This window comes from Streptomyces sp. NPDC054842 (genome assembly GCF_053611025.1).
On the sequence record NZ_JBSGZN010000058.1, the window covers coordinates 1 to 25590 of the forward strand.

Below are 25590 nucleotides of genomic sequence, written 5' to 3' on the forward strand. Positions count from 1 at the left end.
CCGCCCGTCCGGGCGGCCTTCCCGGCGGCCGGGGGTGCGGAGGCGACCGGTGGTCCGGTACCGCCCCGCGCCGGTCGCGATCAATGGCCGCCTCATCGCAGGGGGCGGCCCGGCGTGTCCTGCCGGCCGTTCCGGCCGTGGAAACCACCGCACCGGCCCTGGACAACGCCGCCCGCCCGTTCCAGAATACTGACTACTCCATACTGTATGCACTTTGCTCCCGCCTGGCCGGCGACGCGATTCCGATCCGACCCGAGTGAGGTAACCCGCCATGCCGACATCAGCGCACCGCCCCTCGGCCACCGGCGCCGCCGTGGACCACGCGCCGGTCACCGAGCGGCTCGTGGAGTCCAACAGGGCCTATGCCGCTGGCTTCGCCGACCCCGGCATGGGTGCCCGGCCGGTGCTGGGCGTGGCCGTGGTGGCGTGCATGGACGCCCGGCTCGACCTGCACGCGGCACTCGGCCTGGAACTGGGCGACTGCCACACCATCCGCAACGCGGGCGGCGTGGTCACCGACGACGTGATCCGCTCCCTCACCATCAGCCAACGCGCCCTCGGCACCCGGGCGGTCGTCCTCATCCACCACACCGGCTGCGGCCTGGAATCGCTCACCGAGGAGTTCCGGCACGACCTGGAGATGGAGGTCGGCCAGCGTCCCGCCTGGGCGGTGGAAGCCTTCGCCGACGTCGAGCAGGACGTACGGCAGTCCATGCAGCGGGTGCGCACCTCGCCGTTCCTGCCGCACACCGACGACGTACGCGGCTTCGTCTTCGACGTGAGGACGGGCCTGCTGGGGGAGGTCGACCCACGGGTCTGACCCTCCGCCCGACCGGCCGCCGTCCGGCGGCGGACCCGCCCACCACTCCCGAGGGGGTCGCCCCGTGTCCTACCGCACCACGCTCACCCATGTCATCGGCACCGTCATCGCGCCCGGTGCCGCCCGGACCGGAGCCGAGGGGAGGTTCCCCCGCACCGCCGTGACGGAACTGGGGCGGGCCGGGCTGCTCGGACTCACCGTCTCCGCCGAGTCGGGCGGCGGCGGGCGCGGGCTGCCGGACGCCGCCGAGGTGGTGGCCGAGGTCGCGCGCGTCTGCCCGGCCACCGCCGCCGTGCTGCGCTCCCACTACGCCGCCGTCGCCGTCATCGAGGCGTACGGCAGCCCGTGGCTCCGCCGCGAGATCGCCGCCGGGCGTCACCTCGGCAGCCTCGCCCTGGCGGAGGTCGCGGACGAACAGCCCGGCGTGCAGGGCGAGTTGCCGACCGGTCGCTCCACGGCCGACCGCACGGGGGAGGTCGTCGCCCTGCGCGCGCACAAGCGGCGGGTGGTCGCGGCGGGCGAGGCCGACAGCTACGTGTGGTCGTCCCTGCCGCTGGCCGCGCCGGACGGCCTGACCCTGTGGACCGTCCCGGCCCACGCCCCCGACCTGTTCGTCCCCGCCCGGCCGGGCGGACCGGGGCCCCGCGGCAGCGCCACCTCCAGCGTGTGCGCCGATCCGGTCCTCGTCCCCGCCGACGCGATGCTCGGACCGGACGGCGGGGGACTGGACATCGTGGTCGGCACCGTCACGCCCTGGCTGCTCGAACTGCGCGCCGCCGCCGGTGCCGGGGCCGAGGGCCACACGGTGTCGGACACCCTGACCCCGGCCGTCGGCACCCTCGCGCCGTCCTGAGGGCGCGCGGTCAGTCCTGCTCCGGGCCCGCGGCGATCTGCTTGCGGTAGAAGTCGGTGGTGCGCTGGGTGTGCCTGCGCATGATCTCGCCCGCCCGGTCCGCGTCGCCCTTGGCGACGGCCTTGATGAGCTGGGCGTGCTCGTTCCAGGCCTCCTTGCCGCGGGGCCGTGCGATGGGCGTGTAGTACCAGCGCACCTTCTGCCCCACCTGGGAGATCAGGTCGGCCAGCACGGCGTTGTCGGCGACCGCGGTGAGGCAGGCGTGCAGCGCGGTGTTCGCGGCGACCAGCCGGTCGACGTCCCCGGCGGCGAGGGCGTCGACGCCCTCCTGCTGGAGTTCCTGAAGGCGCTCGACGTCCTCGGGCTTCGCGTTCTCGGCGGCGAGCCGGGCCGAGTACGTCTCCAGCACGGCGCGCACGCCCAGGAGCTGGGCCGCCTCCTCCTCGGTGGGGGAGTGGACGAAGGCGCCCTGGGAGGGGCGCAGATCGACCCAGCCGTTGGTCTGGAGCCGTTGCAGCGCCTCGCGCACCGGCTGGCGGCTGACACCCAGGTGCTCGGCCAGCTCGGCCTCGACCAGGTGCTGGCCGGGCTTGAGGGAGCCGTTGACGATCAGCTCGGTCAGGGCGTCGTAGACGGCCTGGCGCAGCGGTGCCGGGCGGGCGACGCGGCGGGACGCCGCAGCCGACAGAGCCTCGCGCATGGTTCCCCGTTCCGCCGACGGCCGGTGGGCCGGCGGCTCTGCCAGAGGTGGCCGCCCGTGCGCTCACGGTCGGCGGGCAGGGCGAGCATACAGGTTTTCGTATGCAACATGGCGGCGCCCTTGAGCGGCACTCAAGGGCGAGGTGCGGCCGCACGGGCCCAGACGTCCGAGTCGGCCTTCTTCGTCGGGCTTCTGTATACAGAAGTCTGTATGGGGTATGGTCGCCCTGTCCCGCCAGCATCGCTGGGAAGAGCGGCTCTGTTCGTCGGTCACGGACCCCGCGGATCCGCAGGAGACGGAAGGCGAAGCGATCATGACGACCAGCGGGAGTGATGTGACGGTCGAGAGCGTGGTCCGCAGACTCGTGGCCGGTCACCGGGATCAACGCGGCTCACTGCTGCCCGTACTGCACGCCGTGCAGGCCGAGTTGGGGCACGTGCCGCAGGAGGCGATCCCCGTGCTCGCACAGGAACTCAACCTCTCCCGGGCGGACGTCCACGGGGTGGTGACCTTCTACCACGACTTCCGCCGCGAGCCGGCCGGGCGCACGACGGTGCGCATCTGCCGCGCCGAGGCGTGCCAGGCCCTGGGCGCCGACCGCCTGGTGGGCTACGTCCGCGAGGCCGGGCTGGCCCTCGGGGAGACCGCCGCGGACGGTTCGGTCACCGTCGAGCAGGTCTTCTGCCTCGGCAACTGCGCGCTGGGGCCCGCAGTGGAGGTCGACGGACGGCTGCACGGCCGCGTGGACACGGCCCGGCTCGGCTCGATCCTCAAGGGGGCGGTCTCATCATGAAGGACTCATCGGGCGGCGGGACGACGGGCTCGGCGGAGACCGCCACCCCGGACCCCGTCGCGCACGGCGGCCGGCGCGCGGCCGTGACGGTCTACGTCCCCCGCGACTCGGCGGCCAGGTCCGTCGGCGCGGACGAGGTCGCCGACGCCCTCCGGCGGGCGGTCCCGGACGGCGGGCCGGACATCGACGTCGTACGCAACGGATCACGCGGCATGCTCTGGCTGGAGCCCCTCGTCGAGGTGGCGACACCGGACGGCCGGGTCGGCTACGGGCCGGTGGCCCCCGAGGACGTGGCGGACCTGCTGGCCGCCGGGCTGCTGGACGGTGCCGACCATCCGCTGCGGCTCGGTGTCGTGGACGAATTGCCCTGGCTGGCACGCCAGACGCGGGTCACCTTCGCCCGGGTCGGCGTGACCGACCCGCTGTCCACCCGGGACTACCTGGCGCACGGCGGCCTCGCCGGACTGCGCGCGGCGCTGGAACGCGCCCCCGCCGACGTCGTCGCCGAGGTGACCCGCTCCGGACTGCGCGGCCGGGGCGGCGCGGGCTTCCCGGCCGGGATCAAGTGGAAGACCGTGCTGGAGTGCGCGGACGAGCTGAAGTTCGTCTGCTGCAACGCCGACGAGGGGGACAGCGGCACCTTCGCCGACCGCATGGTCATGGAGGGCGACCCCTTCATGCTCATCGAGGGCATGACCATCGCCGCCCACGCGGTCGGCGCGAGCGAGGGCTACCTCTACATCCGTTCCGAGTATCCCGACGCCGTGGCCACGATGCGCGCCGCGATCGGCGTCGCGCGTGAGCACGGCTGGCTCGGCAGGGGCATCCTCGGCTCCGCGCTCGACTTCGACCTGCACGTCCGCGTCGGCGCCGGGGCGTACATCTGCGGCGAGGAGACCTCCATGCTGGAGAGCCTGGAGGGCAAGCGCGGCACCGTCCGCGCGAAACCGCCGATCCCGGCCATCGAGGGGCTGTTCGGCAAACCGACCGTCGTGAACAACGTGCTCACCCTCGCCACCGTGCCCGTCGTCCTCGCCGAGGGCGCCGAGGCCTACCAGGACCTCGGCGTCGAACGCTCCCGCGGCACCCAGGTCTTCCAGCTCGGCGGCAACATCGCGCACGGCGGCATCGTCGAGACGGCGTTCGGCGTCACCCTGCGCGAACTCGTCGAGGACTACGGCGGCGGCACCTTCTCCGGGCGCCCCGTGCGCACGGTGCAGGTCGGCGGACCGCTCGGCGCGTACCTGCCGACGTCGATGTTCGACCTCCCGATGGACTACGAGGCGTTCGCCGCCGCCGGTGCCATGGTCGGCCACGGCGGCATCGTGGTGTTCGACGACTCCGTCGACATGGCGGCGCAGGCGCGGTTCGCGATGGAGTTCTGCGCCGAGGAGTCCTGCGGCAAGTGCACGCCCTGCCGGGTCGGTTCGGTCCGCGGCGTCGAGGTGATCGACAAGATCGTGGCCGGGCAGCACCGGGAGGAGAACCTGGCACTGCTGGAGGACCTCTGCGACCTGATGACCGACGGCTCGCTGTGCGCGATGGGCGGACTGACGCCGATGCCCGTGCGCAGCGCCCTCACGCACTTCCCCGACGATTTCCTCGCTCGCCGCCGAGTCCTGGAGATCCGACCCACGCACACGACCGGCGTCAGGACGGAGGGCACGGCATGACACTGCTCAAGGAACCCGACTTCGGCACCCCGGAGAAGCCCGGGGCGGCCACGGTGTCGGTGGAGGTGGACGGCCTGCCCGTCACCGTCCCCGAGGGCACCTCGGTGATGCGCGCCGCGGCGCTCGCCGGCATCGACATACCCAAGCTGTGCGCCACCGACAGCCTGGAGCCCTTCGGTTCCTGCCGGCTGTGCGTGGTGGAGATCGACGGCCGGCGCGGCACCCCGGCGTCCTGCACCACGCCGGTCGCGGACGGCATGCGGGTCAGCACGCAGACGCCCAAGGTGGAGAAGCTCCGCCAGGGCGTCATGGAGCTGTACATCTCCGACCACCCGCTGGACTGCCTCACCTGCCCCGCCAACGGCGACTGCGAACTGCAGGACATGGCGGGCGTGGTCGGCCTGCGGCAGGTCAGGTACGGCTACGAGGGCGAGAACCACCTCGACGCCGAGAAGGACACCTCCAACCCCTACTTCGACTTCGACCCGGCCAAGTGCATCTCCTGCTCCCGCTGCGTGCGCGCCTGCGGCGAGGTGCAGGGCACGTTCGCGCTGACCATCGAGGGGCGCGGCTTCGAGTCCAAGGTGGCGGCGGGCGCCGGCGAGAGCTTCATGGACTCCGAGTGCGTCTCCTGCGGGGCCTGCGTCCAGGCCTGCCCGACGTCCACCCTCCAGGAGAAGTCGGTCGTCGAACTCGGCATGCCGACCAGGTCCGTCGTGACCACCTGCGCCTACTGCGGGGTCGGCTGCTCGTTCAAGGCCGAGCTGCGCGGCGACGAACTCGTGCGCATGGTCCCGCACAAGGACGGCGGCGCCAACGAGGGCCACTCCTGCGTGAAGGGGCGCTTCGCGTTCGGCTACGCCACACACCCCGACCGGGTGGTCAAACCCATGGTCCGGGAGCGCATCACCGACCCCTGGCGCGAGGTCGAGTGGGACGAGGCGATCGGCACGGTCGCCCGCAGGATGCGCGAACTCCAGGCGGCGTACGGGCCGAACTCGGTCGGCGCCATCACCTCCTCGCGGTGCACCAACGAGGAGGTCTACGTCGTCCAGAAGATGGTCCGCGCGGCCTTCGGCAACAACAACGTGGACACCTGCGCCCGCGTCTGCCACTCGCCGACGGGCTACGGGCTCAAGCAGACCTTCGGCGAGTCCGCGGGCACCCAGGACTTCCGTTCGGTGGCCCAGGCCGACGTGATCATGGTGATCGGCGCCAACCCCACGGACGGGCACCCGGTGTTCGCCTCGCGGATGAAGCGGCGCCTGCGCGACGGCGCGGAGCTGATCGTCGTCGACCCGCGCCGCATCGACCTGGTGCGCTCGCCGCACATCGAGGCGCGGCACCACCTCCAGCTGCGGCCGAGCACCAACGTCGCCGTGGTGAACGCCATGGCGCACGTGGTGGTGACCGAGGGCCTGGTCGACCGGGACTTCGTGGACCGCAGGTGCGAAGGCTTCGACGAGTGGGCCGAGTTCATCGCGCTGCCGGAGAACAGTCCGGAGGCCGTGGAGCCGGTCACCGGTGTCCCGGCCGGTGAACTGCGGGCCGCCGCACGGCTGTACGCCGAGGCACCCAACGGGGCGATCTACTACGGCCTCGGCGTCACCGAGCACAGCCAGGGCTCCACCATGGTCATGGGAATGGCCAACCTCGCGATGGCGTGCGGCAACATCGGCCGCGACGGCGTCGGCGTGAACCCGCTGCGCGGCCAGAACAACGTGCAGGGCTCGTGCGACATGGGCTCGTTCCCGCACGAACTGCCCGGCTACCGCCACGTGTCCGACGACGCCGTACGCACCGTCTTCGAGAACCTGTGGGGCGGCACGATCCTGTCCGAACCGGGCCTGCGCATCCCCAACATGTTCGACGCGGCGATCGACGGGACCTTCCGGGGCCTCTTCGTGCACGGCGAGGACATCGCCCAGTCCGACCCGAACCTCCAGCACGTCACCGCCGCGCTGCGGGCGATGGAACTGGTCGTCGTGCAGGACCTGTTCCTCAACGAGACCGCCAAGTTCGCGCACGTCTTCCTGCCCGGCGCCTCGTTCCTGGAGAAGGACGGCACGTTCACCAACGCCGAGCGCCGGATCAACCGGGTGCGCGCGGTGATGAAACCGAAGACCGGCAAGCACGAGTGGCAGATCGTCAGCGAGATCGCCACGGCGATGGGCCATCCCATGGCCTACGACCACCCCGGCCAGATCATGGACGAGATCGCCTCGGTCACGCCCACCTTCACCGGCGTCTCCTTCGAGGTGCTCGACAAGCTCGGCAGCGTGCAGTGGCCGTGCAACGAGTCGGCGCCCGAGGGCACTCCCGTCATGCACGTGGACGAGTTCGTACGCGGCAAGGGCCGGTTCGTCGTCACCTCCTTCGTCCCGACGAACGAGCGCAGCACCCGGCGCTTCCCGCTGGTCCTGACCACCGGCCGCATCCTCAGCCAGTACAACGTGGGCGCCCAGACCCGCCGGACCGCCAACGTCGCCTGGCATCCCGAGGACGTCCTGGAACTGCACCCGCACGACGCCGAGGTGCGCGGCATCGGCGACGGCGACATGGTGACCCTCGCCAGTCGCGTCGGACGCACGACGCTGCGCGCGGAGATCTCCGACCGGATGCCCACCGGCGTCGTCTACACCACGTTCCACCACCCGGTGACCGGGGCCAACGTGGTGACCACCGAGAACTCCGACTGGGCGACCAACTGCCCGGAGTACAAGGTGACCGCGGTGCAGGTGGGCCTCGCGCCCCGCGGCGCGGAGCCCGGCGTGCCGGCCGCGGCGGTGGACCGGTGACCGCGGGCGTGCCGCCGGAGCGCCGGATGGCCAACGACATCGCGGCGAACCTCCGGCACCTGCCGGGGGAGGAGGCCGCGAAGGCGGTCGCCGGGCACATCGACCGGTTCTGGGACCCGCGCATGCGCGCCCGGCTCCACGCGTGCGTCGACGCCGGGGCCGACGGTCTCGACCCCCTCGTGGTCGAGGCGGCCGGGCTCCTGCGGCCCTGACGGGAGGCCCCCGGCCCGCGGTGCGCGAGGGCCGGGGGCCGGGGCTCGCGCTGGGTAGGCTGGGCCGGCCCCGGGGGAGAGGAGTCGCGCATGCTGTTCCGCCAGCTGGAGTACTTCGTGGCGGTGGCCAGGGAGAGGCACTTCGCCAGGGCGGCGGAGGCCTGCTACGTGTCGCAGCCCGCGCTCTCGGCGGCGATAGCCAAGCTGGAGCGGGAACTCAACGTCACGCTGATCAACCGCGGCCACAACTACCAGGGCCTCACTCCGGAGGGCGAGCGGCTCGTCGTGTGGGCCAAGCGGATCCTCGCCGAACAGGACGCGTTCAAGGCCGAGGTGGCCGCCGTCCAGTCCGGCATCACCGGGACGCTGCGGCTGGGCACCGACCCCACCGCCTCCACCACCCTCGCGCTCCCCGTCGCCGCGTTCTGCGCCGCGCACCCGCTGGCCAAGGTGCAGGTCCGCTCCCGGCTGTCGACCAAGGAGCTGCACCGCCAGCTGCGCGACTACGAACTGGACGTGGCCATCGCCCAGTTCGACCCCGGCGACCAGGAGGGCCTCCAGGTCGTCCCCCTGTACGAGGAGAAGTACACGCTGCTGGTCTCCGGCGACCAGCTGACGTCCCACGCCTCGGTGATGACGTGGGCGGAGGCGGCGCAGCTGCCACTGGCGCTGCTCACCCCCGACATGCGCATCCGGCAGGTCATCGACGGGGTCTTCGCGGCCCAGGGGTTCGTGGTGACCCCGCAGGTCGAGACGGACTCCATCGCCTCCCTCTACGCGCACGTGGGCGTCGGCGACTGGGCGAGCATCGTGCCCCACACATGGCTGCGGGCGATGCCGGTGGTCGGCAGGACGAGAGCCCTGCGGCTGGTCGAACCGGCCGCGGGCGCCCAGGTCTCGGTGGCCATCCACGCGGCGACCCCCGGATCGGTCGCCGCCCGCGCCTTCGTGAACGCGGCGACGGGCCTGTCGCTGGACGACTTCTTCGACCAGCCGCTGCCGCCCGGGCACCCCGTCCGGTGACGGCCCGGCCTCACCTCCCGTACCGGGCCGCCACCGCCCCCCGGTCCAGGGCGCCCTTCGCGGTGTGCGGCAGCCCCGAGACCACGTGCAGCCGCTCCGGCACCTCGAAGGCCGCCAGCCGGCCGCGCGCGTACTCCAGGACGTGGTCGGACTCCAGGCACTCGCCCTCGCGCACGACCACGGCGGCGCCCACCCGCTGCCCGTACGTCGCGTCGGGCACGGCGAACACGGCCGCCTCCACGACCCCCGGGCATCCGGCGAGGACGTCCTCCACGTACTCGGGGGAGACCTTCTCGCCCCCGCGCACGATGAGGTTCTTGATGCGCCCGGTCAGGGTCAGGCAGCCGTCCTCGTCCAGCAGGCCCAGGTCGCCCGTGCGGAACCAGCCGTCCGTGAAGCACCGCGCGGTCTCCGCCGGGTCGCCGAGGTAGCCGCGGGCGACGGTGGGTCCCCGCACCCACACCTCGCCCTCGGTGCCGGCCCGGCGGCTCCGTCCGTCGGGGGCGACGACCCGGACGTCCACGCCGGTGGGCCGGCCCACCGAGCCCTGCCGCAACGACCCGTGCTGGGGCAGCGGTTCGCTCGTCGCCTGGTGCGTGGACTCCGTCATCCCGTACGCGGACAGCAGCGGCGCCCCGAGCGTCCGCTCCAGCGCCCGCTGCGTGGCCGCGTTCAGGGGCGCGCTGCAACTGCGGACGAACCGCATGGGCGGCGCCTGCGGGACCGGGGCCCCGTCCGCGGAACGCTCCAGCAGGATCTCGTGGACGGTCGGGACCGCCGTGAACCAGGTGGCGCCCGCCGCCCGTACGTCGTCCCAGAACGTCCGCGCCGAGAACCGGCCCCGCTCGGGCAGCAGCACGCAGCCCCCGGCGGCCAGCGACGACACGAGCGCGGCGAACAGCCCGTGCCCGTGGAAGAACGGCATGACCGCGACCGTCGCGTCGGCCGGGCCCAGCGCGTACGCCGCGCAGATGGTGCGCACCGAAGCCGCCACGTTCGCGTGGGTCAGCGGGACCATCCTGGCCCGGTCGGTGGTGCCCGCGGTGAACAGGACCAGGGCGTCCCCCTCGGCCAGCTCGTGCGCCGCGCCCCCGGCGTGCGGCAGCGGGCGCGCACCGGTGTCGAGCGCGACCGTCGCCGTCCCGCCCCGGGCGACGTCCACCCGCAGCGGCCAGCGCGCGACCCCGGCCGGCGCCACCGCGGGCGTGCCCGCCGGCGGCGGTCCCACCAGGGCGGCCCGCGCCCCGAGCGCCTCCAGACGGGCGGACAGCCGCGGTCCGGGCAGCGCGGGGTCGACCGGCGCGGCCACGAGACCGGCCCGCGCGGCGCCCAGCAGCGCGACGACGAACTCCGCCGTGTTGGCGCAGACCAGGCCGACCGCGTCGCCGCGCCGCAGCTCCGTGCCGCCCAGCCGCGCCGCCACCTCGTCGGCGAGGGCGGCGAGGGTGCGGTACGACAGACGCACCCGCTCCCCGGTGACGACAAGCGCCCCGGCGTGCGGGCGCTCGCGCACGTGCCGGTCGAGGAGGTCGGTGAGCCCGGTGACGGCCGGCGGCCGGTACCGGTCGGCGCCCCGCTCGGAAGCCGCTGCCGGAACGGCCATGACCCCATCTCCCCGCGCTCGGTGAAGCAGTCCTCTGCGAGCCTGCGGCGGTGCGCGGCGCGCGTCCAATACCCACTGGCGAACGGCCGATAGCGGGCGTCTATCAAGGGAGTCGCGGGCCCCGGCCCGGCCGCGCCGCCTGCCGTCGATAGACGCTGTTTATCGGCTGGTCGCCGATGGGTCTTGGACGCGGGCGCGCGCGCTCACGAAGGTGAGAGGAGTAGCCGCACCGGCAGGACCTGCCCAAGGAGGACCTCCGATCATGACCGCCCCCTCGTCCATGGAGACCGCGGCAGCAGCCGACGTTCCGACCGAGCTCACCGACGGGTACCACCTGGTCGTCGACGCGCTCAGGATGAACGACGTCGACACCGTCTACGGGGTGGTCGGCATCCCGATCACCGACCTGGCCCGCCTCGCCCAGGCCCAGGGCATCCGCTACATCGGCTTCCGCCACGAGAGCAACGCGGGACACGCGGCGGCGGCGGCCGGCTTCCTCACCAAGAAGCCCGGGGTGGCGCTGACGGTGTCCGCGCCGGGCTTCCTCAACGGCCTGGTGGCGCTGGCCAACGCCACCACCAACTGCTTCCCGATGGTGCAGATCTCCGGCTCCAGCGAACGGCACCTGGTGGACCTGAGGCAGGGCGACTACGAGGAGATGGACCAGCTCGCCGCCGCGCAGCCGTTCGTCAAGGCCGCGTACCGGATCAGCCGGGTGGAGGACATCGGCCGCGGGATCGCGCGTGCCCTGCGCACCGCGATATCGGGCCGCCCCGGCGGCGTCTACCTGGACATCCCGGCCGCGGTGCTGGGTTCCGTCATGGACGCGGAGGCGGGCGCGAAAACGCTGAGCCGGCTCGTCGACCCCGCCCCCCGCCAACTGCCCGCGCCCGAGGCGGTGGACCGCGCGATCGAGCTGCTGGCCGGCGCCGAGCGGCCGCTGATCGTGCTCGGCAAGGGCGCCGCGTACGCCCGGGCGGACGACCGGATCCGCGAGTTCGTCGAGTCCACGGGCGTGCCCTACGTGCCGATGTCGATGGCCAAGGGACTGCTGCCCGACGACCACCCGCAGTCGGCGGCCACCGCCCGTTCGCTGGCGCTGAAGAAGGCCGACGTCGTGATGCTCGTCGGCGCCCGCCTCAACTGGCTGCTCGCCCACGGCGAGGCACCGCAGTGGAACCCGGACGCCCGGTTCATCCAGGTGGACATCGAACCCCGGGAGATGGACAGCAACCAGCCCATCGCCGCCCCGCTCGTCGGCGACATCGAGTCGGTCTTCGACGCGCTCGCCGAACGCACCAAGCCCGGCCGGATCGCGGCCCCGGCGGCCTGGCGGGAGGAGCTGGCGGCCCGCTCGGCGCAGAACGTCGCCAAGATGGCGAAGCGCCTGGCGGCCGACCCCAGCCCGATGCAGTTCATGGGCGCGCTGAAGGCGGTCCGCGACGTCCTCCACGAGCGGCCGGAGACCTACCTCGTCAACGAGGGCGCCAACGCGCTGGACATCGCGCGCAACGTCATCGACATGCACGTACCGCGCCACCGCCTCGACAGCGGCACCTGGGGCGTCATGGGCATCGGCATGGGCTACGCGATCGCCGCCGCCGTCGAGAGCGGCGCGCCGGTCGTCGCCGTGGAGGGCGACAGCGCCTTCGGCTTCAGCGGCATGGAGCTGGAGACCGTCTGCCGCTACGGACTGCCGGTCGTGACGGTCGTCATGAACAACGGCGGCGTCTACCGCGGCGACGACGTGAACCCCCGCGGCGACGCCCCCTCGCCCACGACCCTGATGGCCGCCGCACGCCACGACCTGATGATCGAGGCGTTCGGCGGCAAGGGGTACCGCGCCACCACGCCCGCCGAGGTCACCGCGGCCCTCACCGAGGCGCTGGCCTCGGGCGGCCCGGCCCTCATCGACTGCGTCATCGACCCCTCGGCCGGCACCGAGAGCGGACACATCTCGCACCTCAACCCGAAGGGCATCACCGTCGGCACCATCATGCCGCCGAAGAAGTGAGCGCCCAGGACCCCTCGCAGCCCTTCCCGCACCGCACGCCCTCGCACGAGACCTCCACGAGAAGGAAGCCACGATGAGTGAAAAGCCGCTCGCCGGAATCAAGGTGATCGACTTCACCGGGGTCCAGGCCGGTCCCGCATGCACCCAGATGCTCGCCTGGTTCGGCGCCGACGTCATCAAGGTCGAACGCATCGACGGCGGCGATGTGACGCGCCGTCAGCTGCGCGACATCCCCGACCTGGACGCCCTCTACTTCACGATGCTGAACAGCAACAAGCGCTCGCTGGCCATCAACACCAAGTCCCCCGAGGGCAAGGAGGTCATGGAGAAGCTGATCCGCGAGGCGGACGTCCTGGTGGAGAACTTCGCGCCGGGCGCCATGGACCGCATGGGGCTCGGCTGGGACCGCATCCACGAGCTGAACCCGCGGCTCGTCTTCGGCTCCGTCAAGGGCTTCAACGACGACTCGAAGTGGAACGACCTCAAGGTCTACGAGAACGTCGCCCAGGCCGCCGGCGGCGCCGCGTCCACCACCGGCTTCTGGGACGGGCCGCCCACCATCAGCGGCTCGGCCCTCGGTGACAGCAACAGCGGTATGCACCTGATGATCGGGCTGCTGACCGCGATCATCCAGCGCAACGCGACGGGCCTCGGCCAGAAGGTCTCCGTGTCCATGCAGGACGCCGTCCTCAACCTGACCCGGGTCAAGCTGCGCGACCAGCAGCGCCTGGAGAAGGTCGGCCACCTGGAGGAGTACCCGCAGTACCCGAACGGCGAGTTCGGCGACGCGGTGCCGCGCGGCGGCAACGCCGGCGGCGGCGGTCAGCCGGGCTGGATCCTCAAGTGCAAGGGCTGGGAGACCGATCCCAACGCCTACATCTACTTCACGGTCCAGGAGCAGAACTGGGCGCGCACCTGCGAGGCCGTCGGCAGGCCCGAGTGGGCGCAGGACCCGGAGTACAGCACCGCCCTGGCGCGCCAGCCGCACATCATGGACATCTTCGCCGAGATCGAGAAGTGGCTGGCCGACAAGACCAAGTACGAGGCGGTCGACATCCTGCGTACGTTCGAGGTGCCCTGCGCCCCCGTGCTCAGCATGAAGGAGCTCGCCGAGGACCCCGACATGCGCAAGAGCGGCACGATCGTCGAGGTCGAGCAGAAGGAGCGCGGCACCTACCTGACGGTGGGCAGCCCGATCAAGTTCTCCGACTTCACACCGGAGATCCTCGGGGCGCCGCTCCTCGGCGAGCACACCGACGAGGTGCTGGCGGACCTCGGCTACGACGCGGACGACATCCGCAAGCTGCACGACAGCCGGGTCGTCGCCTGACCCGTACCGCTCCGGGTGCCCCGCGCGTAGGCCGTGCGCGCGGGGCACCGGCGTGCGCGCAACCGCCGGTGGGCGCACACGACCCGGCCGGCGTCTCCCGTGAGGAGTACGCCGGCCGTCGGTCCGGGTCCGCGCCCTCAGACCGGGGCGCTGTCCGCCGCCCGCTCCTGGCGCCGGCGCGTCGCCTCCCGCTCGCGGGCGCGCCGCGCGGTGACGTCCCGGATCACGGCGCCCACGTGGCCGGGGCCGCCGCCGGGATCGGCCAGCAGCACCACGCTGAACTCGATGGACAGGGTCGCGCCGTCCGCGTCCACGGCGGGCACCGACAGCAGGTCGCTCTCGCCGTACCTGGTGGCGCCGTTCGCCATCGCCGTGTGGAAGCCGTCCCAGTGCCGCCGCCGGTGCCGCTCGGGGATGATGACGTCCAGGCTGCGGCCCGCGACGTCGGCCGCGGGGAAGCCGAAGATGCGCTCCGCGCCCCGGTTCCAGTACCGGATCAGTCCTTCATGGTCGATGATCACTATGCCGTCGGGTGCGTGGGCCGCCATGCCCAGCACCACCTCGGGACTCAGCTCTTCCATGGTTCCTCCGCGCAGGGGCTCTCCGGACTGAGGTCGTATACAGAATACAGTCTTCTGGCGTACGGGGAAGGTGTGCGGAGGGGACCTAGACAGGGGGAGGGACGCCTCAGCCCGCGGGGTCCGGCGCTCCCGGGTGTTCCGGCGCCGTGCCGTAGGGCAGGCCGTCGAGGGGACGGTCCGTCAGGAACCGGAGCAGCAAGTCGGCGTACTCCGCCTCCCGTTCGAGGTGCACCATGTGGTCGGCGTCCCGCACGAGGAGGAAGGTCGAGCCGGTGATCGAGGCGGCCACGGCGCGGTTCTCCTCGGGTGTGCTGGTGTGGTCGTGCTCGCCGGTGAACACCAGGGCCGGTACCGAGTCGATGCGCTCGCTCGGGATGGGGTCCGCCGCGACGAGCCGCTCGTGGCAGACGGCGTGACGCCGCGCCTCGGCGGGGGTGATCGCCGCGAACTGGCGCCGCAGGAGCCGCGCCACGGCCGGCGCCTGCGCCACCCGGTCGGCGCGGGCCGGGTTGAGCAGCCCCGCGACCGCCCGGTCCGCCGCGGCCTCCGCCTCGGCGTCGTCCCGTCCCAGGACGGCCCCGACGCCCCGCATGTCCTCGCACAGCGCCCGCAGCCGGGGGTTCATCCCGCGCGCCGCGCCGACCAGCACCAGGCGTGCGACGCGGTCGGGCGCGCGGAGCGCCGCGCGGTAGGCGATGGGCGCGCCGTAGGAGGCGCCGAGGAGGTTGACCCGGTCGTGGCCGAGGCGGTCCGCGAGGTGCAGCGCGGCGTCGGCGAGGACGTCGAAGCCCTCGTCGGCGGGCAGGTCGTCCGCCGTGCCGGTGCCGGGCAGGTCGACCAGCACCAGCGAGGTGTGCCCGGTGAGCCTGCGCTCCAGCCGCGGCCAGGCGTACATGTCCTGGAGCGCGCCGCCGAGCAGCACCAGGGGCTCGGTGACCGGCGCCGTGTCGGAGGTGACGACGCGGCAGGTGTAGCGCAGGCCGCGCCAGTCCAGCCGTACGACCTCCTCGCGCGTGTGTTCCGGGGGGATCCACGGCGGTGCGGTCCAGGGGGCGGTGGTGGTGGAGGGCATCACGAATTCTCCGCGACCCGCCCCGAGATGAGGTCCGCCAGGGCGCCGACGGTGGGGACCCGGGCGAGTTCCTTCTCCGGGATGACCAGACCCATCCGGTCCTCCAGATGCATGGACAGCACGGTGACCGCCATGGAGTCGATGCCCGCGCCGGCCAGCGTCGCGTCCGGGGTGATCGGGGCGGCGGGCAGACCCGCCTGCGTGGTCAGGATGCTCTTGAGTTCTTCCAGCAACGTGTGCGTCTCCTTGTGTACCGAGCGGACGGACCTTCACAGCTCCGCGGTGATCCCCGCGGGCCAGACCAGCGTCGTGGCGGCCCAGGCCAGACCGCTGCCGAAGGCGACCAGGAGCACGCGGTGCCCCGGCTTCAGCTGTCCCTCGTCCGCGGCGTGGGCGAGCAGCAGCGGCACCGAGGCGGCCGCGGTGTTGCCGACCCGGTCGATGTTGGACGGGGTGCGCTCGGCGGGGATGCCGAGCGCGTCGGCGACGCAGGCGCTGATGCGTCCGTTGGCCTGGTGGACGATGAGCCGGTCCACCTCGTCGAGGGTCCAGCCGGCCGCCGCCACCGCGTCCCGGGCGGCCTGGCTCATCCGGCGCACGGCGTGCCGGAAGACCTCGTTCCCGCGCATGTGAACGAAGAAGTCGGCCGGGGCGGCGGAGTGACGCCGGTGCCGCTCGCGGGCGCCGCCGGCCGGGATCACGATGGCGTCGCCGAGCGAACCGTCGCTGCCCCAGACGAACGTTCCGAGGGCGCCTTCGCCGCCGGGGGTGCCGGCCTCCAGGACCACGGCTCCCGCCCCGTCGCCGAACAGGGGCGCGGTGGCGCGGTCCTCGGGGTCGATGATGGCCGACATCGTCTCGGCGCCGACGACGAGGACCCGGCGGGCGGTGCCGGCCGCGATCAGCCCGGAGGCGACGGCCGCGGCGTGCACGAACCCGGCGCAGCCGGCGGTGATGTCGAAGGCGACCGCGCCGGACAGCCCCAGCCGGTGCGCCACGGCGGGCGCGGTGGCCGGGCAGTGGTGGTCGGGGGTGGTGGTGGCGAGGACCACGGCGTCGACGGTGTCCGCCCCGGCCGACCGCATCGCCCGGCGCCCGGCCTCCACCGCCAGGTCGCCGGTGGACACGGCCTCGTCCGCGCGACGGCGCTCGTGGATGCCGATCCGCTCCCGGATCCACTCGTCGCTGCTGTCCAGCCGCGTGCACAGCTCCTCGTTGGTGACCCGGCGGGGCGGCAGCCAGGAGCCCACGCCGGTCAGGACCGCGGCGGCGCCAGGACCGGGGGGAGACGGTGTAGTTGGGGCACTCATATACGCAACGTACATGAGCCGCAACGGAAAGTGGTCAACGTGCTGTTCGCGGGGCCGCGCACCCGGTGCGGGGGCGGGGGCGCGCGACCGGCGGCCCGGCCGGGTCACCGGCGTCCGGCGCCGGTCGCGCAACTGCCGGGCGGTGTGCGGCCGTTGCGGTGACCGGGGTGCTCGGGGCGCGGGCGGCCCCCGGCGGCTCCGGCGCCCGTGGGCCGGTCTCGTCCGCCCCCTCCGAACCGCGCGACCCCGGCGGATCAGCGAGGGGTGCGGACGCCGTCGAGGGCGACGGCGAGGACGCGGTCGCGCTGGGCGTCGTCGAGGAAGTTGGTCGCGGTGATCCCGGCGACCATCCGCAGCAGGTCGTCGAAGTCGATGTCCGTGCGGGCCTCGCCGGCCTGCTGGGCGCGGGTGAAGAGCGGGCCGCCCGCCTGGTACATGGAGTCGCGGCAGGCGAGGGAGACGTCCGACTCGCTGCTGAGGGCCTCGCGGACGGCCCGCTTGGTCACGGTGTAGTCCACGAAGCGGCGCAGCCAGGCGGCCAGCGCCTCCCAGGGCTCCAGCGCGGCGACCTCCAGTGCCGTCCGGCACAGCTCGTTCACCTCGTCGGCGTAGACACTTTCGAAGAGGTGGCGGCGGGTCGGGAAGTTCCGGTACAGCGTGCCGATGCCGACGCCCGCGCGGCGGGCGATGTCCTCCAGCGAGGCCTCCGCGCCGTTCTCGGCGAACGCCTCGCGTGCGGCGGCCAGCAGGGCGTCGTAGTTGCGGGCGGCGTCCTTGCGGTGTGGACGCTGCGACGCGACGATCTCGCCGACCGGGAACCGCTGTGCCGTCACTGCTGCCTCCAGGCCGGGACGAGGTTGAAGCGGAGGGGTGCCTCCGCTACAGTGGAGGCGTACCTCCACTTTAACAGCCGGGGTGGGTTCCCCGTCGCTGCGTACGGCCGTACGCACCGCCGGCCCCGCTCGTACGACGGCCCGTCGACAGCCGCGTACCGGGCGCACCGCCCCGCTTCCCGACTCCCGCGCGACCCCGCGGCCGCACCTCCCGTAACGCGGCGTGGCCGCACCCCCGGCGCCCCGTGCGACCGCCCCTCGCGGTCCCCGGCGCCGCTCTCCGGGCTGCCCGCAGCCCGTCCCGTCCGTACGACCGCGGCCGCTTGTTTCCCGGCCGCACCCTGTTCGGAGAGGCTCCTTCATGCCCCGCAAGTCCACCCGCCTCACCTTCGCCGTCCTCGCGACCGGTGCGGGCGTCTTCTCCATGCTCCAGTCGCTGATCGCGCCGGCCCTGCCGACCGTCCAGCACGCCCTGCACACCTCGCAGTCCACCGCGACCTGGGTGATGACGGCCTATCTGCTGTCCGCCTCGGTCTTCACCCCGATCCTCGGCCGCGTCGGCGACCTCGTCGGCCGCAAACGCACCCTCGTCGCCGTCCTCGTGACCGTCACCGCCGGCTGTCTGCTGGCCGCCCTCGCCCCGACCATCGGCGTCCTGATCGTCGCCCGCGTCGTCCAGGGCATCGGGGGCGCGCTGTTCCCGCTGTCCTTCGGCATCATCCGGGACGAGTTCGCCGCCGCCGAGGTGAGCCCCGCCATCAGCAACCTGTCGGCCGTGATCGCCGCGGGCGGCGGCGTGGGCATCGTGGCCGCGGGCCCCATCGTCACCGCGCTCGACTACCGCTGGCTGTTCTGGCTGCCCGTCGGCGTCGTCGCGGTCACCACCCTGATCGCCCTGCGCTACGTCCCCGAGTCGCCCGGCCGGGCCGAGGGACGCGTCAACTGGCTCGGCGCCGCCCTGCTGTCCGGATGGCTGGTCGCCCTGCTGCTGCCGCTCAGCCAGGCGACCCGCTGGGGCTGGGGATCGGCCCGCGTCGTCGGTCTCCTCGCCGCCGCCGTCCTGCTCTTCGCCCTGTGGCTCCTCGCCGAGGCCCGCTCGCGCAGCCCGCTGATCGACCTGCGCGTCATGCGGCTGCCGGCCGTGTGGACCACCAACACCGCCGCCCTGCTGTTCGGCGCGGGCATGTACGCGATCTGGTCCTTCCTGCCCGCCTTCGTGCAGACCCCCCGCTCCGCGGGCTACGGCTTCGGTGCGAGCGTCACCACGGCCGGACTGCTCATGCTGCCGATGCTGGTCGCCATGTTCTGCTCCGGCGTGCTCAGCGGACGCCTGGAGCCCGTGCTCGGGGCGAAGAAACTGCTGGTCGCCGGGGCCGCGCTCGGCGCGGTGGCCTGCGCCTTCCTCGCCCTGTGGCACGACCGGCCGTGGCAGGCCGCGTTCGCCGCGGGCGTGTTCGGCCTCGGCATCGGACTGGCCTTCGCCTCCATGGCCAACCTCGTCGTCGGCAGCGTCCCGGCCGCCCAGACCGGCGCCGCGACCGGCATGAACGCCAACATCAGGACCATCGGCGGATCGATCGGCGCCGCCGTCACCAGCGTGCTGGTGACCGGCCGGCTCCAGCCCTCGGGCCTTCCCTACGCCTCCGGCTACACGCACGCGTTCGCCCTGCTCGCCCTGCTCTGCCTCGCCGCGGCCCTCGCCGCGCTGCTCGTCCCGGCCCGGCGCGCCCGCCGCGTCACCGGCACGCCCCGGGGCGACGCCCCGGCGGCCACCGGGGCGGCCCCGGCACCGGCCGTGCGCGGCTGACCAGGCGCCCCGCACGACGGCGTCCGCCGCCGAAACCCTCTCGGGGGTCCCGGCGGCGGACGCCGTGGTACGTGCGGGAGCCGAGCTCAGACGGACGTCCCGGTCGGGACACCCTCCCCGGCCCGGCTGTGGGCGTGCAGTTCGTACACGCTGAAGGCGCGCCGGATGACCGGCTGCGCCACGTTGCGCACCCGGACCCCGCCGGTGGTCATCCCGTGCTCGGTGCCGGCGTGCGCGTGCCCGTGCACGGCGAGGTCCGCGCCGGCCGTGTCGACGGCCTCGGCCAGCAGGTAGCTGCCGAGGAAGGGGTAGATCTCCAGCGGCTCGCCCGCCAGCGTGTCCGGCACGGGGGAGAAGTGCGTCAGCGCGATCCGCACGTCGCAGTCCTCCCGGGCCAGCGACTCCAGCGAGGTCCGCAGGCCGTCCGCGCAGCGGCGGGTGTACCGGACGAACTCCTTCATCAGCGGCTCGCCGAACTCCCCGGCGTTGCGGCCGACGAAGCCGCCGCCGAACCCCTTGGTACCGGCGACGCCGACGCGCCCGGAGGCGGTGTCCACGACGCTCGCGTCGCCCTCCAGAACCTGGACGCCCGCGTCCTTGAGAATCGCGGTGACCTCGTCCGGCCGCTCGTCGTGGTGGTCGTGGTTGCCGAGGACGGCCACCACGGGCACGCCGAGACCCCGGACCTCGTCGGCCACCACCCGCGCCTCGTCGGGTGTGCCGTGCCGGGTGAGGTCACCGGCGAGCAGCAGGATGTCCGCGCACTCGGGCAGGGTGTCGAAGGCCGGCCGGAGCAGGCCCCGACTGTCGGGCCCCATGTGGATGTCCCCGACGGCTGCGACCCGGATCATGCCAGTTCCTCCGTGTGGTCGGGGGCGGTGGTCTCGGCCACCACGATGTCGCAGTGCACCGTCAGACCCGCCAGCTCGTCCTGGGCGATCCGCAGGATCTCGCCCCGGCAGTGCGCCGAGGGGACGGTGCCCGTGAGCATGACCGCCCCGGAGCGCACCTCGGCCCGTACGCCCAGTTCACCCAGGTCGTCGGCCGCCAGCCGGTCGCGCAGGTGCGCGACCCGGTACTCGACGTTCTGCCCGGCGGCGCCGCCCGGCGCCGCGGGGTCCGCTGTGTGCTCGCTCATCGTCCCTCCTTCTGCGGTGCGATGACTTCCATGCGTTCCAGCAGATAGAGGAAGGCGTCCGGCATCGGCGCGCTCCCGCAGGTCTCGCGCACCTGCTCCCAGTCGACCTTCTCGCGCAGCGCCCGCGCGATGGGCAGCACCGCGCCGAAGTTGCAGTGGTGCTCGGAGAAGGCGGCCAGCAGACTCCGCATCAGGTCGGTCGGTGCCAGTACCGGCATCTGCACCGAGTCGACCGACAGCATGTCGGCCCGGCCCAGCAGATCGCTGTCCACCGGCTGGTGCGCCAGCTCGAAGATCAGGTCGATGTCCTGCCCGAGGCACTTGGCCTTCAGCAGCCAGTCCTCCGGGGGCGCGTAGACCTCCAGACCGGACGCGCGCAGCGTGTCCGCGACCGGCCCGGCGTCCTCGGGCCTGATGCAGAAGTCCGCGTCGTGCTGGAGATTGCCCGTACCGCCGTGCGCGTACACGGCGACACTGCCGGCCAGGGCGAACTCGTACTCGTTCCGCTTCAGGATCGCGCCGACCTGCTTGGCCGCCTCCAGAATCGCCTGGTTGCGGTCGCGGGGCAGGTCCAGTTCGTGCGGGTCGAGCAGCCGGCCGGCCTCCTCGGGGCGCACCGCCGCCAGTCGCAGTTCAGGAGAGATCTGCCGCTGGTCGAGAGCGGCGTCGTCCGCGTTCCGCGTCATTGCTGCTCCGTTTCCGTGTCCCGGGACCGGTTCGGACACTTGGGTACCCCTCCCGGTACCCGGCTCGTCCGTTTCGACACGGCGGCCTCCCGCGGGCCCCGGGCGCCCCCGTACCGCGCGCACGGGGTCACCGTCCGGCCACCGGGTCGGACCGCCGCGGCGCCTCCGCCGTCCTGACCCAGCCGTCGCTGCGCGGGTCGTGCCGCACGAGACCCAGCCGGGCGAATTCCTCCAGCCACCCCCGCATCGGCCAGTGGCCCCAGCGCCGGTTGAACAGGGCGCCGTTGCGCAGGATGTCGTCCAGGTGCTCGACGGGAGGACGGCTCACCGCGTGGTGCTGGTGGTAGGCCGGGGCGCCGCCGAGCCACGCGATGCCGACGCCCGCCTCGGCGGCCAGCAGCGCGAAGTCCGTGTCCTCGCCGCCGTACCCGGTGTACTCCTCGCAGAAGCCGCCGATGCGCTCCCAGGCCGTCGCCGTCACGGCGAAGGAGAGCGACCAGAAGAGGGCCGGGTCCGCCTCGTGGACGACCTCGTCCGGGCCGGGCACCGGGCGGGCGGGGTGCGGCTCGGCCAGGGAGTGCAGGTCGCCGAGCCGGTAGCCGCCGGGCGGCGGCGGGGGGAGGTAGCTGACGGTGCCGCACAGGATGCTGCCGTCGCGGGCGGCCTCGGCGTAGCGGGCGACGGTCTCCGGGCCGGGCACGCAGTCCACGTCGAGGAAGACGAGGCAGTCGGCGCCCCGCTCCAGCGCCCGCCGGGCGCCGGCGTTGCGAGCCGCGGCGAGCGGCAGCCCCCGCGCGCCCGGCGGCCGCTCCACCGCGACGGGGTCACCGGGCGGTTCCCCGCGGGCCACCAGCCGTCCCGCGGCGGGGTCGTCCATGGTGACCACGACGTAGTGGTCCGGGCGCCGGCTGCCGGCGGCCAGCGCCCGCTGCTGGAGCAGCAGGTGCTCGTGCCGCCCGGACACCGGGGTGATCACGGCTACGCGACCCACGACGCCTCCTCCAGGACCGGACCGGCCAGCCGGTCCAGGAAGGAGGCGGCGCGCCGGGCGCCGTCCCCGTACGACCAGCGGGCCCAGCCGTCGCCGCCGAGCCGGACCGCCTCGGACAGGACGCCCGGCCACTGCGGGCCGGCGGGCCAGTCCGGCCGGACGAGCGCGACACCGCCCTCGGCCAGCGCGCGGCCGGAGGCCCGCTGCTCGCCGAAGGGCCGGTCCTGCGGGATCACCACGGCCGGCCGGCGCGCCGCCGCGCACTCGGCCAGCGCGTTCTGGCCGGCGTGGGTGACGACGACGTCCGCCGCGCAGAGCAGGGGCCAGGGGTCCGCGGACCAGCCGGCGCTTCCGCCGAGGACGGTCCACTCCCAGCCCGGTGTCGAGCGCCGGGCCTCCGCCAGCCGGGCCTGGTCGACGTCGTCGCCGCCGGCGCCCAGCATGACCAGCACCCGGCGCCGCCCGTCGGAGCGGGGCGCCCCGGTGAGCCGGGGCCGGCCGTCCTCGCGGGAGAAGGCCCCGGCGTACAGGGTCTTGGCGTACCAGTGCCCGGGCCAGCCCGGTTCGGGGAGCTCGGCCGGCCAGGGGGCGAGCAGTCCGCGGGCCAGGTCGTACGCGAGCCGGTGGGCGGGGTCCAGGCGCTCGCCGCGCATCGCCGCGACGACGACGGGCACGCCCATGAGCCTGCCGAGCCCGGCGATCTCCACGGACACGTCGCTGACCAGCAGCGAGGGCCGCTCGCGGGTGATCCATTCGGCGACCAGGCCCATCCGGCGGCGGTAGCCGTCGTGGCCCACGGGCGCCCAGTGCAGCCGGCCGTTGGCCTCGACGTCACGCAGCGTGCCGCCGGTGTCGAGCGGCAACCGCACCCAGGGCCCCCGCCAGTCCGCCGGACGGGGCAGGCTGGACAGCCCCGTCACCGGCTGCGCGGTGTGCCGGGCGACGCAGACGGCCCGGTGCAGATGACCGCGCCCCTGGTGGTGGACGTAGTAGCCGATCATGCCGCCCTCAGCTCCTCGTACAGCTGCTCGTACCGGTCGGTCATGGCCTCCAGCGAGCAGTGCCGCACGGCGCGTTCCCGGCAGGCCGCCCGGTCGAGCGCCAGAGTCTCCCCGATCGCCCCGGCCAGCGCCGACGTGTCGGGCCAGGGCACGAGCCGGCCGCAGTCGGGGGTCAGGATCTCCTTCAGCGCGCCCCGGTCGAAACCGCACACCGGGGTGCCGCAGGCCAGGGCCTCCGCCACCACCAGTCCGTACGGCTCGTCCCAGCAGGGCGTGGCCAGGACCGCCCCGGCCCGGCCGACCAAGGCCGCCAGCTCGTCCCGCGTGAGGTGCCCCTCGTAGGAGACGCCGTCGCCCAGACGGGGGGCGATACGGCGGTCGAAGTAGTCGCGGTCCGGCGTCGGGCCGGCCAGCCGCAGCGGCAGCCCGGCCTCGCGCGCCGCCTCGATCGCCAGGTGCGGGCCCTTCTCGGGCACCAGCCGCCCGAACCACACCAGGTCCGTGCCGCCGGGCCCCGGACGCCAGCGCTCGGTGTCGACGCCGTTGTGGATGACGTGCGCGGACGGGACGAGGGGCGCCCAGGACCGTGCCGTGTGGTCGCTCACCGCCGTGAAGTGCCCGCGGTACCCGGGGCTCGTCTGGACGGCCGACTCCAGCCACGGCGTGGGCGGGGTGTGCAGCGTGGTCACCACCGGGGTGCGCAGCGCCGGCGCCATGGCCACGGGCAGGTAGTGGAGGCTGTTGTTGTGGATGACGTCGTAGGGGGAGCCGCCGTCCTGGCACAGATCGACCATCAGCCGCAGATAGGCGTGGTGCTCGGCGAGCGACGAGGGGTCCGTCATGGACAGGTCCGCCCGCGCGGCGTCGCTGAACACGGCGCGGTGGACCGGCAGTTCGTGGACGCCGAGGGCCGGGTCCGAGCCCGCTCCGGCGAACAGGGTGACATGGTGCCCGCGCCGGCCGAGCTCCCGGGCCAGCGCCCACGTGTGGGCCTCCAGACCGCCGGCGAACGGCTCGCGGATGGGGTAGCGCGCGGAGGCGATCAGCGCGACCTTCAGGCGCGCGCTCATCGCAGCAGGTCCTCGTAGAGCGCCCGGTGCGCGGCGGCCACGGCACGCCGTTCCGCCCGGCGGGCGGCGGGATCGGCCCGGGGAGCGGGACGCCCGCGGTACGCGGCCTCCACCGCGGCGCGCAGGGAGGCGGCGTCGGGCCCCTCGTCCGTCATGCGGTACGTGTGGCACGGGCGCTGCTCCGCGTAGTGGCCGCAGTCGGAGACCGCGACGGCCGTCCCCAGGTCGTGGCAGGCTTCCAGCCATCCCGAGTGCGTGCCGAACGCGTAGGGCAGCACCGACAGGTCAAGCGAGCGCAGATAGCGGTACAGCTCCGCGTCGTCGAAGTAGTCGTGGACGTGCAGGTCGACGCGGCCCGCGTCGGCCAGGGAACGCAGGGCGGCCAGGGTCTCGGGCGCGTAGGCGTGGGCGCCGGGGTCGGCGGTCTCCGTGTGGATGTCGACCCGCAGTCTCGCCCCGGGCAGGTCCGGCAGCAGGTCGGCGAGCGCGCGGATCACTGGCAGCGGGCGCATGTTCGGGCGGATGCTCTTGGCGTGCACGCCGATCACGAAGCCGGGGTGCGAGGGGCGAGGCGCCGACAGTTCCGGCTCCTCGACCACGTGGGGGTGGGGGATCACCCGGGCGGTGCGCCCCCAGTGCCGTTCGATCTGGTCGGCGGCGCCCTGGGTGAGCGTGATCAGCCGGTCGGCCGCCGGGATCAGGACGTCCAGCGCGGCCCGGTGCGGACGCGGGTCGGGCTGGTGCGGGTTGCGCAGGTCGTGCACCGTCTGCACGAACGGCTTGCCGTGCCGGCGCAGCGCCGCCACCAGCGCCCGCAACCGGTCCGGCGACTGCGCGTCGAAGCCGAAGTGCAGGTGGTAGACGTCGAAGTCCTCGTGGTGCGCCTCGGCCCAGGCCGGGTCGAGCATGACGGGCGGCCACCAGCGCTGGGAGGTGCTCGGGGCGCCGTTGGGGCGCGGGTCCGTCAGCAGATCCACCACACCGTTCCCGTCGGGCGACAGGAGGTGCGCCACGTACACGTGCCCGGCCGGTACGGACGCGACGCGGACCCGGCGCTCCCGCCGCACCGTCCGCAGCGTCGCCGGCGTGGGATCCACGAGGGTCTTCACTGGTTGCCTCCCTGTGGGTCGGCCGCTACGGAGCGGCACGTGTGAGTGGCACCGGAGTACCCCGACCCACAAAAGGGATGTATGTGACCTGAGACAAGTACGCGACCAGTGAGGGATCAGTGACGGACGTGACCGGCCCCACGGCCGGCCGTGCGCCCTGCCGCCGCCGGGTG

General features: G+C 73.7%; 24 protein-coding genes. 10 read left to right on the forward strand and 14 right to left on the reverse strand.

The window, feature by feature from the left end:
- Window positions 1-271 precede the first annotated feature (271 nt).
- Both ACWGIS_RS31780 and ACWGIS_RS31785 read left to right on the forward strand, forming a co-directional pair.
- A complete protein-coding gene (locus ACWGIS_RS31780) occupies window positions 272-820 on the forward strand; it encodes a beta-class carbonic anhydrase (protein ID WP_453365948.1) in 549 nt (182 codons plus the stop codon).
- 64 nt (window positions 821-884) lie between these two features.
- Complete coding sequence (locus ACWGIS_RS31785; RefSeq protein ID WP_453365949.1) at window positions 885-1673, forward strand: acyl-CoA dehydrogenase family protein; 789 nt, start codon at window positions 885-887, stop codon at window positions 1671-1673.
- A 10-nt stretch (window positions 1674-1683) separates the two neighbouring features.
- Here the strand turns inward: ACWGIS_RS31785 and ACWGIS_RS31790 are convergent, their stop codons facing one another.
- A complete protein-coding gene (locus tag ACWGIS_RS31790) occupies window positions 1684-2373 on the reverse strand; it encodes a GntR family transcriptional regulator (RefSeq protein ID WP_453365950.1) in 690 nt (229 codons plus the stop codon).
- A 313-nt stretch (window positions 2374-2686) separates the two neighbouring features.
- On the opposite strand from ACWGIS_RS31790, the gene ACWGIS_RS31795 reads away from it, so the two are divergent.
- The 5 genes from ACWGIS_RS31795 to ACWGIS_RS31815 all read left to right on the forward strand — a co-directional run bounded on the left by ACWGIS_RS31795 (window position 2687) and on the right by ACWGIS_RS31815 (window position 8872).
- Window positions 2687-3166, forward strand: coding sequence for a formate dehydrogenase subunit gamma (locus tag ACWGIS_RS31795; RefSeq protein ID WP_453365951.1), 480 nt, complete (start codon window positions 2687-2689; stop codon window positions 3164-3166).
- Window positions 3163-4839, forward strand: a complete 1677-nt coding sequence (locus tag ACWGIS_RS31800) for a formate dehydrogenase beta subunit (protein ID WP_453365952.1) — start codon at window positions 3163-3165, stop codon at window positions 4837-4839. The genes ACWGIS_RS31795 and ACWGIS_RS31800 overlap by 4 nt, the downstream gene beginning before the upstream one ends.
- Entirely contained in the window at window positions 4836-7637 is a 2802-nt protein-coding gene (fdhF, locus tag ACWGIS_RS31805) for a formate dehydrogenase subunit alpha (RefSeq protein ID WP_453365953.1), read from the forward strand. The genes ACWGIS_RS31800 and fdhF overlap by 4 nt, the downstream gene beginning before the upstream one ends.
- 26 nt (window positions 7638-7663) lie before the next feature.
- Window positions 7664-7849: a formate dehydrogenase subunit delta gene (locus tag ACWGIS_RS31810; RefSeq protein WP_453365954.1), complete on the forward strand. Its 186-nt coding sequence runs from the start codon at window positions 7664-7666 to the stop codon at window positions 7847-7849.
- Between the two features lie 90 nt (window positions 7850-7939).
- Window positions 7940-8872 (forward strand): LysR family transcriptional regulator, encoded by a 933-nt coding sequence (locus ACWGIS_RS31815; protein WP_453365955.1) that lies wholly within the window; start codon window positions 7940-7942, stop codon window positions 8870-8872.
- A gap of 10 nt (window positions 8873-8882) precedes the next feature.
- Here the strand turns inward: ACWGIS_RS31815 and ACWGIS_RS31820 are convergent, their stop codons facing one another.
- Complete coding sequence (locus tag ACWGIS_RS31820) at window positions 8883-10475, reverse strand: FadD7 family fatty acid--CoA ligase (RefSeq protein WP_453365956.1); 1593 nt, start codon at window positions 10473-10475, stop codon at window positions 8883-8885.
- A 262-nt stretch (window positions 10476-10737) separates the two neighbouring features.
- On the opposite strand from ACWGIS_RS31820, the gene oxc reads away from it, so the two are divergent.
- Together oxc and frc are read left to right on the forward strand one after the other, a co-directional pair.
- Window positions 10738-12489 carry an oxalyl-CoA decarboxylase gene (gene oxc, locus ACWGIS_RS31825; RefSeq protein WP_453365957.1) on the forward strand — a complete coding sequence of 584 codons (1752 nt, stop codon included), beginning with the start codon at window positions 10738-10740 and terminating at the stop codon, window positions 12487-12489.
- A 73-nt stretch (window positions 12490-12562) separates the two neighbouring features.
- Complete coding sequence (frc, locus tag ACWGIS_RS31830; RefSeq protein WP_453365958.1) at window positions 12563-13819, forward strand: formyl-CoA transferase; 1257 nt, start codon at window positions 12563-12565, stop codon at window positions 13817-13819.
- A 137-nt stretch (window positions 13820-13956) separates the two neighbouring features.
- On the opposite strand, the gene ACWGIS_RS31835 is transcribed toward frc, so the two are convergent.
- From ACWGIS_RS31835 to ACWGIS_RS31855, 5 genes are all read right to left on the reverse strand, one after another.
- On the reverse strand, window positions 13957-14400 hold the full coding sequence (locus ACWGIS_RS31835) for a PAS domain-containing protein (protein WP_453365959.1): 444 nt from the start codon (window positions 14398-14400) through the stop codon (window positions 13957-13959).
- A 106-nt stretch (window positions 14401-14506) separates the two neighbouring features.
- Window positions 14507-15472 carry an alpha/beta fold hydrolase gene (locus ACWGIS_RS31840; protein WP_453365960.1) on the reverse strand — a complete coding sequence of 322 codons (966 nt, stop codon included), beginning with the start codon at window positions 15470-15472 and terminating at the stop codon, window positions 14507-14509.
- A complete protein-coding gene (locus ACWGIS_RS31845; RefSeq protein WP_453365961.1) occupies window positions 15472-15705 on the reverse strand; it encodes an acyl carrier protein in 234 nt (77 codons plus the stop codon). Before ACWGIS_RS31845 ends, ACWGIS_RS31840 begins: the two co-directional genes overlap by 1 nt.
- 36 nt (window positions 15706-15741) lie before the next feature.
- Entirely contained in the window at window positions 15742-16782 is a 1041-nt protein-coding gene (locus ACWGIS_RS31850; RefSeq protein ID WP_453365962.1) for a beta-ketoacyl-ACP synthase III, read from the reverse strand.
- Between the two features lie 254 nt (window positions 16783-17036).
- Entirely contained in the window at window positions 17037-17615 is a 579-nt protein-coding gene (locus tag ACWGIS_RS31855) for a TetR/AcrR family transcriptional regulator (protein ID WP_453365963.1), read from the reverse strand.
- Between the two features lie 361 nt (window positions 17616-17976).
- Between ACWGIS_RS31855 and ACWGIS_RS31860 the strand changes: the two genes are divergently transcribed.
- Window positions 17977-19422: an MFS transporter gene (locus tag ACWGIS_RS31860; RefSeq protein ID WP_453365964.1), complete on the forward strand. Its 1446-nt coding sequence runs from the start codon at window positions 17977-17979 to the stop codon at window positions 19420-19422.
- Window positions 19423-19508: 86 nt separating this feature from the next.
- Here ACWGIS_RS31860 and ACWGIS_RS31865 read toward each other — a convergent pair whose 3' ends face one another.
- From ACWGIS_RS31865 to ACWGIS_RS31895, 7 genes are all read right to left on the reverse strand, one after another.
- Window positions 19509-20273: a metallophosphoesterase family protein gene (locus ACWGIS_RS31865; protein WP_453365965.1), complete on the reverse strand. Its 765-nt coding sequence runs from the start codon at window positions 20271-20273 to the stop codon at window positions 19509-19511.
- Window positions 20270-20560 (reverse strand): BON domain-containing protein, encoded by a 291-nt coding sequence (locus ACWGIS_RS31870; protein WP_453365966.1) that lies wholly within the window; start codon window positions 20558-20560, stop codon window positions 20270-20272. The genes ACWGIS_RS31865 and ACWGIS_RS31870 overlap by 4 nt, the downstream gene beginning before the upstream one ends.
- The gene (locus tag ACWGIS_RS31875) at window positions 20557-21246 is read right to left on the reverse strand and encodes a hypothetical protein (protein ID WP_453365967.1); all 690 of its coding nucleotides are present in this window, start codon (window positions 21244-21246) and stop codon (window positions 20557-20559) included. The genes ACWGIS_RS31870 and ACWGIS_RS31875 overlap by 4 nt, the downstream gene beginning before the upstream one ends.
- 127 nt (window positions 21247-21373) lie before the next feature.
- Window positions 21374-22237, reverse strand: coding sequence for a glycosyltransferase family 2 protein (locus ACWGIS_RS31880; RefSeq protein ID WP_453365968.1), 864 nt, complete (start codon window positions 22235-22237; stop codon window positions 21374-21376).
- Complete coding sequence (locus ACWGIS_RS31885) at window positions 22225-23238, reverse strand: glycosyltransferase (protein ID WP_453365969.1); 1014 nt, start codon at window positions 23236-23238, stop codon at window positions 22225-22227. Before ACWGIS_RS31885 ends, ACWGIS_RS31880 begins: the two co-directional genes overlap by 13 nt.
- Complete coding sequence (locus ACWGIS_RS31890) at window positions 23235-24308, reverse strand: glycosyltransferase family 4 protein (RefSeq protein ID WP_453365970.1); 1074 nt, start codon at window positions 24306-24308, stop codon at window positions 23235-23237. Before ACWGIS_RS31890 ends, ACWGIS_RS31885 begins: the two co-directional genes overlap by 4 nt.
- Complete coding sequence (locus ACWGIS_RS31895; RefSeq protein WP_453365971.1) at window positions 24305-25417, reverse strand: glycosyltransferase; 1113 nt, start codon at window positions 25415-25417, stop codon at window positions 24305-24307. The genes ACWGIS_RS31890 and ACWGIS_RS31895 overlap by 4 nt, the downstream gene beginning before the upstream one ends.
- Window positions 25418-25590: the final 173 nt, after the last annotated feature.